Origin of the sequence: Mycobacterium sp. (assembly GCF_035506235.1) — a bacterium.
Taxonomy (GTDB): Bacteria; Actinomycetota; Actinomycetes; order Mycobacteriales; family Mycobacteriaceae; genus Mycobacterium.
Map to the genome: position 1 here is coordinate 19,579 of NZ_DATJPU010000152.1, position 17,356 is coordinate 36,934.

Below are 17,356 nucleotides of genomic sequence, written 5' to 3' on the forward strand. Positions count from 1 at the left end.
TCGTGGGGGATCTGCGCATCAAAGATCTCGTCGTCGAATACGCCATCGGTGGGGAGGCGCTCCGAGTCATCGACGGTCTGAATCTGGAGGTACCGGCCGGGTCCCTCGTGATCGTGCTGGGCCCCAGCGGGTGCGGAAAGACCACATTGCTGTCGTGTATCGGTGGCATCCTCAGTCCCACCGCCGGGCGTATCGAGGTCGGTGACGTCGACGTCACTACGATGGACCGCCGCAGGTTGACCACTTACCGGCGCCATACCGTGGGCTTCGTCTTTCAATCGTTCAACCTGGTGCCGAGCCTGACCGCATTGGAGAACGTGGCGGTGCCGCTGTGGGCGGCCGGCTGGTCGCGGCGCGCGGCGCGCGAACGCGGCGAGGAGTTGCTGACCCGCTTCGGGCTGCAGGATCGCATGACACATCGGCCCGGTGACCTCAGCGGAGGTCAGCGCGAACGGGTGGCGGTGGCCCGCGCGATCGCCTTGGACCCATCGCTGATCCTGGCCGACGAACCCACGGCCCACCTGGACCAAGCCCAGGTGCAAGGGGTGCTGCGGCTGCTCCGCGAGTTGGCCAGCGGTGACCGCATCGTCGTGGTCGCCACTCATGACACGCGGATCTTGCCGTTCGCCGACCACGTGGTCAGGCTGCTGCCGGATGTCACCGCCGTCGATTCCGAGCCCCAAACCGTCAGTCTGGCAAGCGGTTCGGTGTTGTTCGAGCAGGGAAGCATGGGGGACTTGATTTATGTCGTCGCCGACGGCGAACTAGAGGTCGTGCGCGAATCGGCGGACGGGGCCGAGGAACTGGTCAAGATTGTCACCCCCGGCGAGCATGTCGGCGAGCTCGGGCCGTTGTTTCGCATGGCCCGCTCGACAACGGTGCGCGCACGCACCGAAGCGACCGTAACCGGCTACACCGTCGAGGCGTTCCGCAGATTGCTCGAGACCTACACCGAGGGCCGCGTCATCGGACGACCCAAAAGTGTTATAACGCACGGAAATACCGATGCCGACCGCCCACCTGACGAAGCGACGCTGATGGCAGGAGTCCATAAGACAAGTGGCCGCCCCAAGGCCGATGAGGGGAGCGAGATGAGCGCCGCCGACAAAAACAATGCCGAGAGCGCGGAACACCGCATCGAATCAGGTTGGAAAATGGCGGATTACGCGCCGCTCACCGCGCCGACGCTGGTTGGGCAATTGCAGCAGCGAGCCGTACGCTATCGGGACAAGCTTGCATTCACCTTCTCTCGCGATGGCGAGGAAAAAGAAGTCAGCCGGCTGAGCTATCAGCAACTGGATGCCCACGCGCGGCAGATCGCGGCGGACCTACAGGGACTGGGCGCCGCCGGCGAGCGTGTCCTGGTCCTGTGCCCGCCAGGCCCTGACTTTATCGCCGGCTTGTTCGGGTGTCTTTACGCCGGAGCCGTCGCCGTACCGATGCATCCGCCGGTACGCGATCACCTGGTCCCGCGCGTCGAGGCGATCATCGCGGACGCGCAACCGGGCTTCGCTCTGTCCACCGCCGAGATGCAGACGAGAATCAGGGCCACGGTGGACGGGCTGGTCAAGGGGCGCCCGTTGCGCTGGTCCGTCACCGACACGGCGGGCGACGACCGGCCGTGGGTTCCACCGGACATCGACGCCGGCACAGTCGCCATGTTGCAGTACACCTCGGGCTCCACGGCCACACCGAAAGGCGTTGTGCTATCGCACGGTAACCTGGTCCACAACCTGGAAACCATCCGGCAGACGTGGAAGTCGGGATTCGACATGAATGCCCACGGGGTATTCTGGCTGCCGCCCTACCACGACATGGGTCTCATCGGCGGCATCCTCGAGACGCTCTACGTCGGGGGCACTTCCGCCCTAATGCCGCCGGGCGCGTTCATCAAGCGCCCAATGCGATGGCTGGAAGCGATGTCCCGGCATCAGGCCGTGATTACCGCCGCACCCAACTTCTCCTACGACCTGTGCGTCGAACTCAGTACCCCCGAAGAGCGTGCCTCGCTCGATCTGTCCAACTGGTCAATCGCCATGTGCGGTGCGGAGCCGGTGCGTCCCGCGACCCTGCAGGGTTTCGCCGATGCGTTCGCCCCGGCCGGTTTTCGGCCGGAGGCGTTTTATCCGGTGTATGGCTTGGCGGAGGCGACACTGCTGGTCTCCGGCGGGTCGGACGCCCCGGCACCGGTGGTTCGGCACATAGATCGCGTCGCACTACGCGAACGCCGGGTTGCGGAGGTCGCGCCGGAAAATCGAAGCGCGGCAACGTTGGTCGGTTGCGGTCGGCCGCAAGGGGGCCAGCGGGTCGTCATCGTCGACCCGGAGACCCGGCGGCCGAGCGAGGCTGACGAGGTCGGCGAGATCTGGGTCGCCGGACCGAGCGTTGCACAGGGCTATTGGCAAAAACCCGAAGAGACCGAAGCGGCATTCTCGGCGCATCTTGCGGACACCGGGGACGGCCCGTTCTTCCGCACCGGGGACCTGGGGTTCTTAGCTTCCGGGGAGTTGTTCGTCACGGGACGCCGCAAGGACCTCATCATCATCCGCGGCAGCAATCATTACCCCGAGGACATTGAGCTGACCGTACAGGCCTGTCATCCGGCACTGCTGCGCAGCCGGGGTGCGGTCTTCTCGGTCGCTTCCGGACCGGATGCCCCCGAACAGCTCGTCGTGGTGCAGGAGGTGAACCACCAGCAGCTCGGTGAGGCCGAACTCACCGAAATCGTGGACGCAATCCGGACCGCGGTCACCGAGCACCATGAGATCCAGGCAGACGCCGTTGTTCTGGTTGAGCCGTTGCGGATTCCCACCACGTCCAGTGGCAAGATCCAGCGGTCTGCCTGCCGGCAGCAGTTCATCGACAGCCGACTTGAAGCGGTCGCTGAATGGCACGTACCGCGGCCCGCCATCCGTCCTGCGGCCGCCTCGTCGGAACACGGCGGGCGCAGTGCCGCGGAAATCGCGGACTGGTTCGTCTCCCAGCTCTCGAGCGAACTCGGCATCCCGGCCACGGATATCGACCCGTCCCGTCCGTTCGCCTACTACGGCCTCGATTCCGTCCGCGCCATCCGGCTGACCGCCGCACTGGAATCCTGGCTCGGAAGCGAACTTTCGCCCACACTCGCCTACGAATACCCCACGATCGACCTGCTCTCCCGTCATCTGGCCGAGCAGGTCAGCGCCACCGACCGCACCGCCGCACCGGCCGGGGACGGCGCCTCGCGCGCCACGGACGAGCCGATCGCCATCATCGGCATCGGCTGCCGTTTTCCCGGCGCCGACGGGCCGGCGGCCTTCTGGCGTGAGCTGTCGGACGGCGTGGACGCGATCAGTGAGATACCGCCGGACCGCTGGGACGCCGATGCCTTCTATGACGCGGATCCGTCCGTGCCGGGCACCTCGGTGACCCGACGGGCCGGCTTCGTGCCCGGAATCGACAAGTTCGACTTCCGGTTCTTCGGCATCTCGCCGAGGGAGTCGGCGCAGATGGATCCCCAGCAGCGCCTGATCCTCGAGGTGGCCTGGGAGGCCCTGGAAGACGCCGGGCAGGTGCCCGAGCGCCTTGCCGGTAGCGACACCGGCGTCTTCGTCGGCATCTCCACCACCGACTACGCGAACCTCCGGGCCGGTCAGTTCCAGCTCGTCGACGCCTACACGGGCACCGGAAACGCGTTGAGCATCGCCGCCAACCGGCTGTCGTACTTTTACGACTTCCACGGGCCGAGCATGGCAATCGACACCGCCTGCTCGTCGTCGTTGGTCGCCGTGCACCTGGCTTGCCGCAGCCTGCGGGACGGGGAGTGCTCGCTGGCCCTGGCCGGCGGCGTGAACGTCATCCTGTCGCCGGCGCTCATGATCAACTTCACCAAGGCCAAGCTGATGGCGCCCGACGGCCGCTCCAAGACTTTCGACGCCGGCGCGGACGGCTATGTACGGGGCGAAGGCGCCGGGATCGTCGTCCTCAAACCGCTCAGTCGGGCGCTTGCCGACAACGACCCGATCTATGCGGTGATCCGCGGCACCGCGACCAACCAGGATGGCCGGACGAACGGGCTGATCGCACCCAGCCGGCAATCGCAGGAAGCCGTGCTGGCCGCGGCCTACCGCCGTGCCGGCCTTTCGCCCGGCACCGCCCAATACGTCGAAGCGCATGGGACCGGAACATTCCTCGGCGACGCGATCGAGGCGAATGCCCTGGGCACCATCCTGGCGGATGGTCGTCCGCCCGGGAGTCCGTGCCTGATCGGCTCGGTCAAGACCAACATCGGCCACCTGGAGGCGGCCGCCGGAGTGGCCGGGCTCATCAAGGTAGCGCTGGCGTTGAAGCACAAGGCGATCCCGCCGAGTCTGAACTTCGTTGAGCCCAACCCCGAGATCCCCTTTGACAGCCTGCCGGTGCGGGTGGCGCAAACCCTCACCCCGTGGCCGGAGAACGGCGGGCGAGCGGTTGCAAGTGTCAGCTCGTTCGGCATGGGCGGCACCAACGCGCACGCCGTCCTCACCGAAGCCCCGCAGGTGCGGCCCGCCGTTGCTGAGCCCGGCCCTGCGCCCGATCGAGCGGAGTTGCTGCCGCTTTCCGCGCGCTCCCCCGAGGCCCTGGCCGCACTGGCCGACCGGTACGAGTCGGTTCTGGGATCCGGGGTGGGGCTGGCCGACCTGTGCTACACGGCCGGTGCCCATCGCGGCCATCTCGAGCACCGGTTGTCCGTGGTCGCGGACTCTCCCGCCGCGATGTCGGAGTCCCTGACCGCCTATCGGCAGGGGCAGTCGCGGCCCGGGATCTCCGTCGGGCAATGCCGTCCCGGCCAGCGACCCAACGTGGTCTTCGTCTTTCCCGGCCAGGGCTCGCAGTGGCAAGGCATGGGGCAGCGACTGCAGGCCGAGGAGCCGGTGTTCCGCGAAGCCCTGGCGGCGTGCGAGCGCGCGATCCAACCCTATCTGGGAAGCTCGGTGCTCGAGGCGCTGGCCAAGGATGAGGAACTCACCGACATCGGCCTGATCCAACCCGCGATCTTCGCCATCCAGGTGGCGCTGGCCGCCCTATGGCGCTCATGGGGGGCCGAACCCACCGCAGTGGTGGGGCACAGCATGGGTGAAGTTGCGGCGGCGCACGTCGCCGGCGCGCTGAGCCTCGAGGATGCCGCACGGGTGATCTGCACCCGCGCCCTGATGCTCCGCACCGTGCGTGGCCGCGGAACCATGATGGCGGCGGAGCTGAGCCTCGCCGAGGCGGAGGAGCTCATCGCCGGCCGGGAGCGCGAGGTAGCGATCGCTGCCAGCAACAGCCACCGGTCGACGGTGTTGTCCGGGGATCAAACGGTCTTGGCGGAGCTGATGGCGGAGTTGCAGCAGCGGGAGCGGTTCTGCCGGTGGGTCGACGTCGATGTGGCCGCCCACAGCCCGCAGATGGACGCGTTGGTTCCCGCGTTGCGCGCGGGCCTCGCCGGACTGCGGGCCAGCGCACCGGCGATACCCATCTACTCCACGGTGACCGGCGACCTGCTGACCGACCGCTTATCCGACGCCGACTATTGGGCCCAGAACCTGCGCTCGTCGGTGCACTTCTCGCCCGCACTGCGGAGGCTGCTGGACGGTGGGCACGACGCGGTCGTTGAAATCAGCCCGCACCCGGTCCTGCTGACCTCGATCCGCGAGGACGCCGAAGACGTGCGGCGGCGTTGTACCGCGCTGCCATCCATGCGGCGTGACGCTGGGGGCCGAGCGACCGCACTGGCGTCGCTCGGCACCCTCTACACCCTTGGCCAGCCGATCGCCTGGGAGCGGCTGTACCCCGCCGGCAGCCACTTCGTGGCCGCACCGACCTATCCGTGGCAGCGTGTCCATTCCTGGATGGACGTCGGGATTACGGCGCCGTCCGGCGCCGGCGCCGACCTGCTCCGACAGGTCCCCGGTGAAACGACGGAGGCGGCGGGTCTGCGCGACTGGATGTACCAGCTGCGGTGGCAGCCCGCATCCCTGTCGGAACGGGACGGATCGGGCCCGGCGGTCGAACCCGGAAGCTGGCTCGTCTTGGGTGACGGCGGGATCACCACGGACACCCTCAGGGACCACCTCGAATCGCATTTTCAGACATGCGTGTTGGTCGAGCCTGGCCGAGATCATCAAGACTTCGAGCGCCTCACACCGAACAGTTACCGCCTTGACCCAACGCAACCCGAACACTTTCGGCGGCTGCTCGAAGACGCATTCACCGCCGAGCGGCCACCGTGCCGTGGGGTAGTGCACCTATGGAACCTGCTGGCCGCACCGCCGGCCGGCACGTCGCCTGAGTCGCTGGAGACGGCCACCACCCTTGGCCCGGTGAGCGTGCTGCATCTCGTGCAAGCGCTGGCGCGGGCGGGGTGGTCGACCCCGCCGCGGCTGTGGCTGGTGACCGGCGGAGCGCAGGTGACAGGGACCTCAGAAAGGACCTCAGAAACCCGAGCCGAACCCGTGTCGATCGCCCAGGCTCCGGTGTGGGGGATGGCCCGCACCATCGAGCATGAACACCCGGAACTGCGCTGCACCTGTGTCGACCTGTCAGCCGATGGCGGTCCGGACGAGGTCCCGCGGGAGAGCTTGGAAGAGGTCTCACAGGAGATAGGAGCCCTGTTCCAGGAGGTGTGGGCGGATCGCCGCGACGGTGACGTGGCGCTCCGGGGCAGCCGCCGCTATGTCGAGCGGCTCACCCACTACGACGCACCGGAACCTACCGAGACCGCGGCCTTCAAGAAAGAAGCCAGCTATCTCATCACCGGCGGGCTGGGCGCGATCGGACTCGTGGTGGCCAAATGGATGGCTGAGCACGGTGCCCGGCATCTGGTCGTGATGGGGCGCGGCGGCCCCTCGGCACCGGCGCAGGAGACGCTGGACACGCTGCGAGCGGCCGGCACCGAGGTGATCGTCGCGCAGGGAGACGTCGCCAAGGCCGACGAGGTTGCGGGTGTCCTCGAGTCGATTGGCGAGTCGATGCCACCGCTGCGTGGGGTGGTGCATGCGGCCGGGATCGCCGACGACGCCATCCTGCAATGCCTCGACGAGCGGAAACTCCGCAAGGTCATGGCGCCCAAGGTTCAGGGCGCCTGGAACCTGCACGCACTCACCAGAGACGCGGAACTGGACTTCTTCGTGCTGTTCTCGTCGGCCGCGTCCTTGCTGGGCCCGCCCGGGGCGGCGAACTACGCGGCAGCAAACGCTTTCTTGGACGCATTGGCGTGGCATCGACGTGGCGAGGGCCGGCCGGCGTTGAGCGTCAACTGGGGGCCATGGGCTGAGCTCGGCTTCTTCACCCGGTCCGAGCTGCAAAACTACTTCGCCCAATACGGCGTGGAGGCCATGTCCGCGGCTGACAGCCTCCGGGCACTCTCGTCTTTGCTGGCGCGGTCCGCTACTCAGGCCGTGGTCCTGGACATCGATTGGACGCGGTGGCAGCCCGACGTGCAGCCGCCGTTGCTCGCGGAACTGGGCATTGTGCGCTCGGTCGACAAGCAGCAAGGCAAGACGGCGGCCGGGCCGGGAAGCGGTCTCTACGACGCGCTGCAGGGTGCGGCACCGGAGGAGCGCCAACGACTGCTCGAGTCGTATCTGTGCGAGCTCGCTGCCGGCAAACTCGGTCTGACCCCATCGGCCCTGGACATCCAGGCGCCGCTCAACACCCTCGGCGTCGACTCGCTCATCACGTTGGAGCTGCGTATGCAGGTTGAACGCGACCTGGGCCTCGTCGTGCCGGTCACCCGGCTGCTGCAGGGGCCCAGCGTGGCCAGTCTCGCGAAATGGCTTCGCGACAACCTGCCCTTGGTAGCGGCCGGCACATCCGCGACGTCGCCCGACGGGGCGCCGCCGCAGCAGACTGCCCCGGCGAAACCGGCCCCGCAGCAAACCGACGGCGCGCCGTCACGCGGGATCGACCTGCTCACCCGGGTGCCTGAACTTTCGGACGACGCCGTGGAAGAAATGCTCCAGAAGGTCTTGGCCGAAAGAGGGGCTGAGCGACAGCTCGCCGCGAAAGAGGGTAGTGATGACGGATAAGTCCATCGACCTCTCCGGTCTGTCCGCCGAGAAAAAGCGGGCCCTGCTGTCCCAGTTGCTCATGGAGGAAGCGGAGGAGTCGGCCTCGGTGTATCCGCTGTCGTACGGACAGCGATCCATGTGGTTCATCCACAAACTCGCACCAGCCAGCGCCGCTTATACCGTCACGTATGCCGGGCGGATTCGCGGTGAGCTCGACGTGCCGGCGCTCGAACGCGCCGCCCAGGCACTCGTCGACCGGCATCCGACGCTCCGGACCACGTACGGCGAGCGCAACGGGCAACCGGTCCAACTCGTTCATCCGCACTGGCCGGTGCGCATCGCCGGGCACCGCCTCGGCCCCGGTGAGCCCGAGCTCGACGAGTGGATCCGCCGGGAGACCGATCGCCCTTTCGACCTGTACACCGGTCCGGTGTTGCGACTGACGCTGCTAGAGCGCACACCCGAGGAACACGTACTCCTCTTGGGCCTGCATCACATCGCCGTCGACTTCTGGTCCATCGACGTCATTCTCGACGAGCTGCGCCTGCTGTACGCCGCCGAGCACGGTGCGGCCCCGCCTCCGCCGCCCGCGGAAAGCTTCGTCGACTACGCAGAGCAGCAGACCCGGATGCTCGCAGGTGCCGAAGGCGAGGACCTCTGGGATTACTGGCGTGACCAATTGGCGGGTGACCTGCCGGTGCTCCAATTGCCCACCGACCGGCCGCGACCGGCCGTCCAAACCTACCCGGGCACCGTGCACCGCTTCACCGTCGACGACACGGTCACGGCCGGGGTCAAGCAGCTGGGCCGGAGCGTGGGGGCGACGCCTTACATGACACTGCTGGCGGCGTACGCCACGTTGCTGCACCGCTACAGCGGCCAGGGCGACCTGGTCATCGGCTCACCTTTCGCGTGCCGCGACCGGGTCGCGCTGGAGAGTCTGGTCGGCTACCTCACCAATCCGGTGGCGCTGCGCGCCGACCTGCACGACGATCCGGCGTTCATGACCCTGCTCGGCCGCGTCAAGGACACGGTGCAGGGCGCCCTTGAACACCAGGATTATCCCTTCGCGCTGCTCGTCGAGCGGCTTCGGCCGGAGCGCGACCCGGGCCGCACGCCACTGTTCCAGGTCTCGTTCGCCTGGGAACAGACCCGCCGCTTCTCCGACGACCCCGGCCCGGAACGCGGGGGGCTTCCGCTCGAGACACTGCACGTTGGGCAGGGCGGCGCGCCGTTCGACCTGATGATGGAGATAGGCGAACACGCCGGAAAGCTGTCCGGTGTATTGCAGTACAACACCGACCTTTTCGACGCCGGCACGATCGAGCGGATGGCCGGGCACTTCGCCACACTACTCGGCGGTATCGTCGCCGATCCCGAAAGGCAAGTCTCGCAGCTGCCGCTGCTCACCGAGGAGGAGCGCCGTCAGCAGCGCGCCTGGAATCAAACCGAGGTCGTCTATGACGCCCCGTCCTGCTTGCACGAGATGGTCGAAGCCACAGTCGCGCGCACCCCGGACGCCGTCGCGGTGACGTATGACGACCGCGAGCTGACTTATGCGGAACTCGACCGCCGGGCCAACGGTCTCGCGCACCGGCTGCGGCAGCTCGGCGTGGGGCCCGAGATAGTCGTGCCCGTCCTGTTGGACCGCTCCGAGGACCTGGTGGTGGCGGTGCTGGGCGTCCTCAAGGCCGGTGGCGCCTTCATGCCGCTGGACTCGGCGCAGCCCGCACAGCGCATGGCCGCGATGCTGGACGACGTATCGGACGCGCCGGTCTGCGTCACCCACGAGAGCAATCTGGTGCACCTGCCGCCCGGCTTCACGGGTCACCGGCTCTGCCTGGACCTGCCGCCGGCACCATGGGGCGGGGACGCCGCCCCCATCTCCGAGACGACATCGGCAAACCTCGCCTACGTCATCCACACGTCCGGTTCCACCGGTAAGCCGAAGGGAACGCTCAACACCCACGCCGGGATCCGTAACCGCCTGCTGTGGATGCAAGACGCCTACCGGCTGACCGCCGACGACCGGGTGCTGCACAAGACGCCGGTGAGCTTCGACCCGTCCGTCTGGGAGCTCTTCTGGCCGCTGATCATCGGCGCCCGGGTGGTCATCGCAAAACCCGAGGGCCACAAGGACGCCGCGTATCTGGTTCGGACCATCATCGAAAATGGCGTCACCACAATGCATTTCGTGCCGTCGATGATGCGCCGCTTCCTCGCCGAGCCCGGCGTGGCCGCGTGCACCGCGCTGCGCCAGGTGTTCTGCAGCGGCGAGGCACTACCGTATGACCTGCGGGACCACTTCATGGCCACGCTGGACGCCGAGCTCTACAACCTCTACGGGCCCACCGAGGCAGCGATCGACGTCACCCACTTCCATTGCCGGCGCGGCGAATCCGGCACGCTGGTGCCGATCGGGCGACCGATCGCGAACATCCGCGCCTACATTCTGGACGCGCACCTGCAACAGGTGCCGGTGGGTGTTCCCGGCGAGCTGTTCATCGGGGGTGTCGGGCTCGGCCGCGGCTACCTCAACCGGCCCGATCTGACGGCTGCCATCTTTGTCGCCGATCCGTTCGGCGGTGATCCTGCGGACCCCGGCCAGCGGCTCTACCGCACCGGCGACCTGACCAGATATCTGCCCGACGGCAACATCGACTACCTGGGACGCATCGACTTCCAGGTCAAGATCCACGGCTTCCGGATCGAGCCGGGCGAGGTGGAGGCCGCGCTGGCCAAACACCCCGCGGTGGCCGAGAACGCGGTGGTGATCAGAACCGACAGCCGTGGAAATCCCATCCTCGTCGCCTATATTGTGCCGGCCGGCGGCGGCGCGCCGTCGACAGCGGAGTTGCGCCGGTTCCTGATCGACCTGCTTCCCGCCGCCATGGTGCCCGCGGTCTTCGAGGTGACGGACGCGCTGCCGCTCACGTCGAGCGGAAAGGTGAATCGCAAGGCCTTGATGGCAGCCGACAGCGCATCGGGGCCGCAGGAGCCGGCATTCATCGCTCCGCGCACCCACACCGAACAGGTTCTGGCCGAGATCTGGTGCGCTGTAATGGGTTTGGAGCGGGTTGGCGTCAACGACGACTTCTTCGCTCTCGGTGGTGCCTCGACCCAGAGCCTGGAGGTCGCGGTGCGGGCGAACGCAGCGGGCCTGCCGCTGCGGCCAGAGTCGATGTTCGTCTACGGCACGATCGCTGAGCTCGCCGCCGAATACGGTCCGATCGCCTGCGAGGGAACGGATCACCACCCAAGCCCCGCCGAGGCGGTCGTCACAGCGCCCGCCCTTAAACCGGCGCAATTCACACCCGAGGAAAAGCGGAACACGGTGATCGAAAGCATTGGCGTGTACCTTCCCTCGCGGACGGTGGCGACGAAGACGGTTATGGCCGAGTGCGCCAACGAGATTCGCATCCCTCTGGAACGCCTGACCGGCATCAAGAACCGACGGGTGGTCGGCGAGGACGAGTTCTCGATCGACCTTGCCAGGAAGGCCGCGGACGATTGCCTGTCCCGGTCGAGCTACCGGCGCGACGAGATCGACCTGATCATCGCCTGCAACATCTCCCGTCGCGACGGAATCGGGCACCGGTTCACCTTCGAGCCCAGCACCGCCACGCGGCTGCGCGATCAATGTGGCCTTGTCAATGCGCTGGCCTTCGACATCAGCAACGCGTGCGCCGGGATGTTCACCGGCATCACGGTGGCGGACGCATTCCTGCAGACCGGACTGGTTCGGAACGCCCTGGTGGTCAGCGGCGAATACATCAGCCACCTCACCGAGACCGCGCAAAAGGAAATCGAGGGGCCGATGGACCCGCGACTCGCCTGCCTGACCCTCGGTGACGCCGGTGCGGCGGTGGTTCTGGAGCGCGGGCCCAACAGCCGTGTCGGCTTCCACGACATCGACATCGTCACCCTCAGCCGCTACAGCAAACTATGCATCGCGAAGGCGACCGAAGCCCCGCACGGCGGCGCCATCATGCTCACCGACTCCGTCACGCAGACCGCAATCGCGGTCAAGCATGCGGTGCCCTACGTGGCTGCGGTAATGCAGCGGCACGGGTGGCGGCCGGAGACCTGTGACCATCTGGTGATGCACCAGACATCCGAGGCGTCGCTCAACGACGCGGTCGTCGCCATCAACCACATGTTCGGAGAAGGCGCGGCCAACCGGGGCAACACTATCTACAACGTGGCGGAGCGGGGGAACACCGCCAGCACGTCACACTTCGTCGCGCTGAACGACTACATCCGCAGCAACCGGATCAAGTCCGGAGACAATGTGGTTTTTTCCATCACCGGCTCCGGACAGAGCGTCGGCGCAGCGCTGTACACCTTCGACGACCTGCCCGACCGAATGCGCCGGGGCACCAGCGACCGGCACGGCCGCAGCATTGGGACCGGCAGCAACCGCAAAAAAGAGGTATCGGCGACGCCCCGCGTGCGTATCGACAGCGTCGGCATCGCTCCCGCTGGGCAATCGACGCCTCCGAGCTCGATACAGTTTGCGGTTCAAGCGGCCACGGCGTGCCTTGATCAAAGTAGCGTTGATCGGGCAGCGGTCGGGCTGATCGTCCACGCCGGCGTCTACCGCGACGACTTTCTCAGCGAACCGGCAGTTGCCTCGCTCGTCGCCGGCGAACTGGGAATCAACGGCGACGTGGAGTCCCCGGACGGGCCCAAGACTCTCGCCTTCGACGTCCTCAACGGATCGGTCGGATTCCTCAACGCCTGCCACGTCGCCGTGGGAATGATCGGCGCGGGAAAGGCCGACCATGCGATGGTCGTGGCCTCGGAGATAGAAAACAACCCGCCCGAAAGCGGCTATCCGTTGAACGGCGTCAGCCAGATGGGCTCGGCCATCCTGCTCAGCCGAAGCGACGGTGCGGAAGGCTTCGGCCGCTTCATCTTCCAGCAGCACGCGGAGTACGCCGGGGCGCTCGCCACCTACACTCAGCAGCGGGACGGGCGGTGCCGGCTGCAGATCGAACGCGACCCCAACCTCGCCGCCATCTACCTGAGCTGCATCCCGTCGGCCGCCAAGGAACTGCTGACGCGGGAGGGCCTCGACCCCTCCGACATCGCGGTCGTGCTCCCGCCGCAGCTGCCGACGGAAGAACTGGACGAACTGGCCGCCCAGATCGGCATCCCGAGATCACGATTCGTCTCGTTCGGCCTCGATGACGAACCGGACACCGACCTGTTCACGTCGTCCCTGCCGTGCGGGCTGGATCACGCCCGGCGGCATGGGCTGGCACGGCCCGGCGACATCGCGCTCATACTGACGGTCGGCTCGGGTGTCACCGTCGGCTGCACCACTTACCGGTTCTGATGGCACGAACGATCGATGCAATTCCCGGCTTCACCGGCGACATAGTCCATCCCGACAGCGCCGCCTACGACGCAGCGCGGCTGGTCTTCAACGGCCTGATCGACAAGCGGCCCGCCGCCGTGCTGCGCTGCCGCTCCCGCGCGGACATCGTCGCCGCCGTCCGCTACGCCGTCGGCTCCGGAGCCGAGATCGCGGTGCGTTGCAGTGGGCACAGCGTCGCAGGACACTCCTCAACCGATGGCGGTATCCTCATCGACCTTTCCCTCATGCGTCGCGTAATCGTTGACCCCGAGCACCGAATCGCGGTCATCGAGCCCGGCGCGACCTGGCGCGACATCGACCAGGTCACCGCCCGTCACGGCCTGGCCTGCCCTGGCGGGGTGGTGTCGTCGACGGGCGTGGGCGGGTTCACGCTCGGCGGCGGGGTCGGCTGGTTGTCCCGGACATATGGGTTGACCTGCGACAACTTGATCGCCGCGAACCTGGTGCTACCTGGCGGGGAGGTGCTGTTCGTCAGCGAGTCGCAAAACCCGGAGGTCCTTTGGGGACTGCGCGGCGGCGGCGGCAATTTTGGGGTGGTGGCCCACTTCGTGTTCGACCTGCATCTCGTCGATCACGTGATCGGGGGTGTACGAGCCTATGACGGCACCGACGCCGAGGCCGTGCTCGAACACTTCCGCGCCCAGATGGACAACGCCGAGGACCACCTCGCGTCCCTCGTCGACTTCGGCACCGATGAGACTTCAGGACGCCGCATGGCCACGATCCTCGGCTGCTCGACGGCACCCGAACAAGTCGGTCAGGCCGCCATCGGTGCGTTACTGCGGGCCCGCGGGGTGACCACCGAGGCGGTGATATCGCTGCAGCGCGAAATCGCTTATCCCATTTGGCAACAGGCTCTCGACCACACGGCCCCGTTCGGCCGGTTGAACTATTGGAAGTCGCTCTTCCTGACGGAGCTGTCCAACGAAGCCATCAGGCGTATCGCGCTGCTCGGGTCGACTCGTCCCACGCCGCAAACACATCTGCACGTGATCCGGCTCGGCGGCTTTCCCAGCCGTGTTCCGCCGGAGGCGACTGCCTTTTCGGCCCGCAACCACCCATACATCGTGCATCTGATCACCACGTTCACCGACCCCGCTGACGCCGAACGATGTAAGTCATGGACCGATGAGGCGTACGAAACTTTGCGTCCGCTCGGTCCGGCAAGCACGTATCTCAACTTCGTCGGCGATGAGGGGCAGGCGCGCATCCGGGCCAGCTTCGGCGAAGTCACCTATCGGCGCCTCGCCAAGCTGAAGGCCCGCCTCGACCCGGACAACCGCTTCGCCCTCAATCAAAACATCGAGCCCGCTACGGGTCCGTGAACGCGAATCCAGGCGCCGGTCAATATTTGCACCGCACGTCGCGGCGTGGACTCTCCCCGGATGGGATCATGCCTCGCGCGCGAAACCATGTGACCGCGTTGCGGATTGCAGGCTCAACGGGGGCAACCACATAGCCCAGTTCTCGCACCGCCTTATCGCTGCGGTACCGGTATAGGTCGGTGAACGCATATCCGACGGACATCGAGTTCACCGTGGTTTCCCTGCGGGTGACGAACTCGAGGAGGTCGCCGGCCTTACCTCCGATCCATGCGACCGGATAGGGCAACCGTCTACGCGGCGGGTTGACCCCGACGACCCGCGCCACTCGATCGATGTACTCGCGATACGTCAACTCCTGGCCGCCCAGGATGTAGCGCTCGCCGCGCTTCCCGTGCAACCAGGCGGCGATCATTCCACGCGCCACCTCGCGCACATCCGCGAAATTGTTGTATCCCGGTGTCCAATAAGGAATTCTGTGGTTGGCGATCTCGATGATGAGGCGACCGGAACTGGGTCTGGCATCGCGCGGGCCGACCAGGTACGTGGGGTTGACGATGACCGCATCCAACTTGTCGCAGGCCCGCTGCACGAGGATCTCGCCACGCCGTTTGGTGACTGGGTAGGCCCCTGCCAGCCCGGCTTTGTCCCACCCCCATGGGGTCTGCTCGTCGGCGGGTGTGCCGTCGGGTGTGGGTCCGATCGTGTTCGCGGTCGAGGTGTGCACCACCCGCGGTGTACCGGCGGCAATCGCGGCCTCAACGACAGCGCGCGTCGCGTCAACATTGACGGCCGAGATCGCCGGTGTGATCTTTCGCCTGGTCGAAACGCATGCAGCGCAATGGAATACGACCTCGGCGCCGGCGAAAAAATCGCGTAGCTCAGCGGCCGAACCGAGATCGGCGCAGACCCACTTGACCGGGAGGTCGGCCAGGGAACTTGTATCGGTGCTCGGGCGCCGCGTGGCGGTCACGGTGTGGCCCTGCGCGATCAGTTCGGCGGTCAGGTTGGATCCCAGCAGTCCGCTTCCTCCGGTTACCGCAGCGTGTGCCATCGAGGTTTTCCGTTCGACGAGGGATGCAATGAGCGTCGGGCCGCCGCATCCAGCCGTTCAACCCTAAGCCGGTGTGGGGTACCGCGCGTCCGGTGGCCGGTGGTGGGCCCACGGACGCGCCGATTCCAGTTGCGCGGCAAGCGAAATCAGTGTGGCCCCATCGTGGGGCCGCCCCACCAGATGGACCGCTTCGGGCACGCCGCCGGCCGAGACTCCGGCCGGGATCGACATGGCCGGTTGCCCGGTGTAATTCTGCGGCGGGGTGAAAGGCATAAACGCCAATACGCGCGCCATGGCGCGGGTTGGCCCCAATCCCTCGAGGTGCCCGACAGGCACCGGCGGCTTACCCAGCACCGGCGTCATCAGCACGTCGCAATCGGCTATGGGCCGCAGCCCACGCTCGCTCATCCGGTCCCGGGCGGCCACAGCGCGGTGAGCCAGCCAGTCGGGGATCAGCCGGGCGGTGCGTCCCTCGGCCCGGATCCGCGGTTCCAGCAGCTCGGGTGTCGGCAGCCGCCCGATTTCATCGGCGAGGCCATGCATCATCAGCGCAAACACGGACAGGATCGCGGCCGGCGGATAGATCGGGTCACGCTCAACGACCTCGTGGCCGAGCGAGCGCAGCAACTCGGCGGTCTCCAACACCGGGCGGCGCACCTCGTCGCTGACCGGCACGGGAACCACCGGCTTGAACGACATCGCGATCCGCAGACGGCGCGGCGCGCGCGTTACCGCGTCCGTCAACGGCGGCGCGGGCGATTCTGAGGCGACCTCGTCGTTGGGCTCGGTACCGGCCATCGCGTCGTGCAGCAGCGCCGCATCGGCGACGCTGCGGGCCAGCGTTCCGATGTGATGCAGCCCGTGGAACCGGTAGGCCCGCTCGGGCGATTGCTTCGTGCTGATCCATCCGCGCTGGCCCTTGAGGCCCACTAGCCCGCAGCACGCGGCCGGAATGCGAACCGACCCGCCCCCATCGGTGCCGAGCGCCCCGGGCACCATGCCGGCTGCCACGGCAGCCGCCGAACCACCGCTGGAACCCCCGGTTGTCCGGTCCGGATGCCACGGATTGCGTGTCACGCCCCACGTGGGTGACTCGCACATCGGGACCGCACCGAACTCGGGCAGATGCGTCTTGCCGACGATCACCGCCCCGGCCGCCCGAAGGCGCCGCACCGCGGCGCTGTCGCTGCTCACCGGGCCCGTATCGATCCCTGTGCCGCACATCGACGAAACCCCCGTCACATCGGTGTCGTCTTTGACCGCAATCGGCACGCCCGCCAGCGGTAGCACCTCCCCGGCGGCGAGCCGCCGTTCGACCTGCGCCGCTTCTGCCATCGCCTGCTCGGGCAGCACGACGCGAAATGCGTTCAACACCGGGTCCAGTTGCGCGATCCGCTCCAGGTAGAGCGCCACCAACTCCCGGGGCGAAACCTCAAGGTCGCGCACCAACTGCGCCTGCCGCGCCACTCCGGCATAGACCAGGTCCTGGCCATCAACGGTGGTCATCCGTGCCCTTTCGCGCAAAGCCCTACGCGAGTGTATGCGCGCGTCCACCGGCTGGCCGTTGTGTCGAACCTACCGACAG

At 67.2% G+C, this 17,356-nt stretch carries 5 protein-coding genes; 3 read left to right on the top strand and 2 right to left on the bottom strand.

Going from position 1 to position 17,356, the window contains the following annotated elements; translation table 11 throughout:
* Nucleotides 1-2: 2 nt before the first annotated feature.
* The 3 genes from VMD50_RS14190 to VMD50_RS14200 are packed head-to-tail and all read left to right on the top strand — an operon-like array spanning nt 3 to nt 14,720.
* Entirely contained in the window at nt 3-8,030 is an 8,028-nt protein-coding gene (locus tag VMD50_RS14190; protein ID WP_325428376.1) for an SDR family NAD(P)-dependent oxidoreductase, read from the top strand.
* Complete coding sequence (locus VMD50_RS14195; protein ID WP_325428377.1) at nt 8,020-13,353, top strand: non-ribosomal peptide synthetase; 5,334 nt, start codon at nt 8,020-8,022, stop codon at nt 13,351-13,353. The genes VMD50_RS14190 and VMD50_RS14195 overlap by 11 nt, the downstream gene beginning before the upstream one ends.
* The gene (locus tag VMD50_RS14200; protein ID WP_325428378.1) at nt 13,353-14,720 is read left to right on the top strand and encodes an FAD-binding oxidoreductase; all 1,368 of its coding nucleotides are present in this window, start codon (nt 13,353-13,355) and stop codon (nt 14,718-14,720) included. Before VMD50_RS14195 ends, VMD50_RS14200 begins: the two co-directional genes overlap by 1 nt.
* 19 nt (nt 14,721-14,739) lie before the next feature.
* Here VMD50_RS14200 and VMD50_RS14205 read toward each other — a convergent pair whose 3' ends face one another.
* On the bottom strand, nt 14,740-15,771 hold the full coding sequence (locus VMD50_RS14205; RefSeq protein ID WP_325428379.1) for an NAD-dependent epimerase/dehydratase family protein: 1,032 nt from the start codon (nt 15,769-15,771) through the stop codon (nt 14,740-14,742).
* Between the two features lie 63 nt (nt 15,772-15,834).
* Complete coding sequence (locus VMD50_RS14210) at nt 15,835-17,277, bottom strand: amidase (RefSeq protein ID WP_325428380.1); 1,443 nt, start codon at nt 17,275-17,277, stop codon at nt 15,835-15,837.
* Nucleotides 17,278-17,356: the final 79 nt, after the last annotated feature.

Coding starts and splice junctions, on each gene's coding strand:
- VMD50_RS14195 (WP_325428377.1), top strand. CDS start 8,020: ATGACGGATAAGTCCATCGACCTCTCCGGTCTGTCCGCCGAGAAAAAG.
- VMD50_RS14200 (WP_325428378.1), top strand. CDS start 13,353: ATGGCACGAACGATCGATGCAATTCCCGGCTTCACCGGCGACATAGTC.
- VMD50_RS14205 (WP_325428379.1), bottom strand. CDS start 15,771: ATGGCACACGCTGCGGTAACCGGAGGAAGCGGACTGCTGGGATCCAAC.
- VMD50_RS14210 (WP_325428380.1), bottom strand. CDS start 17,277: ATGACCACCGTTGATGGCCAGGACCTGGTCTATGCCGGAGTGGCGCGG.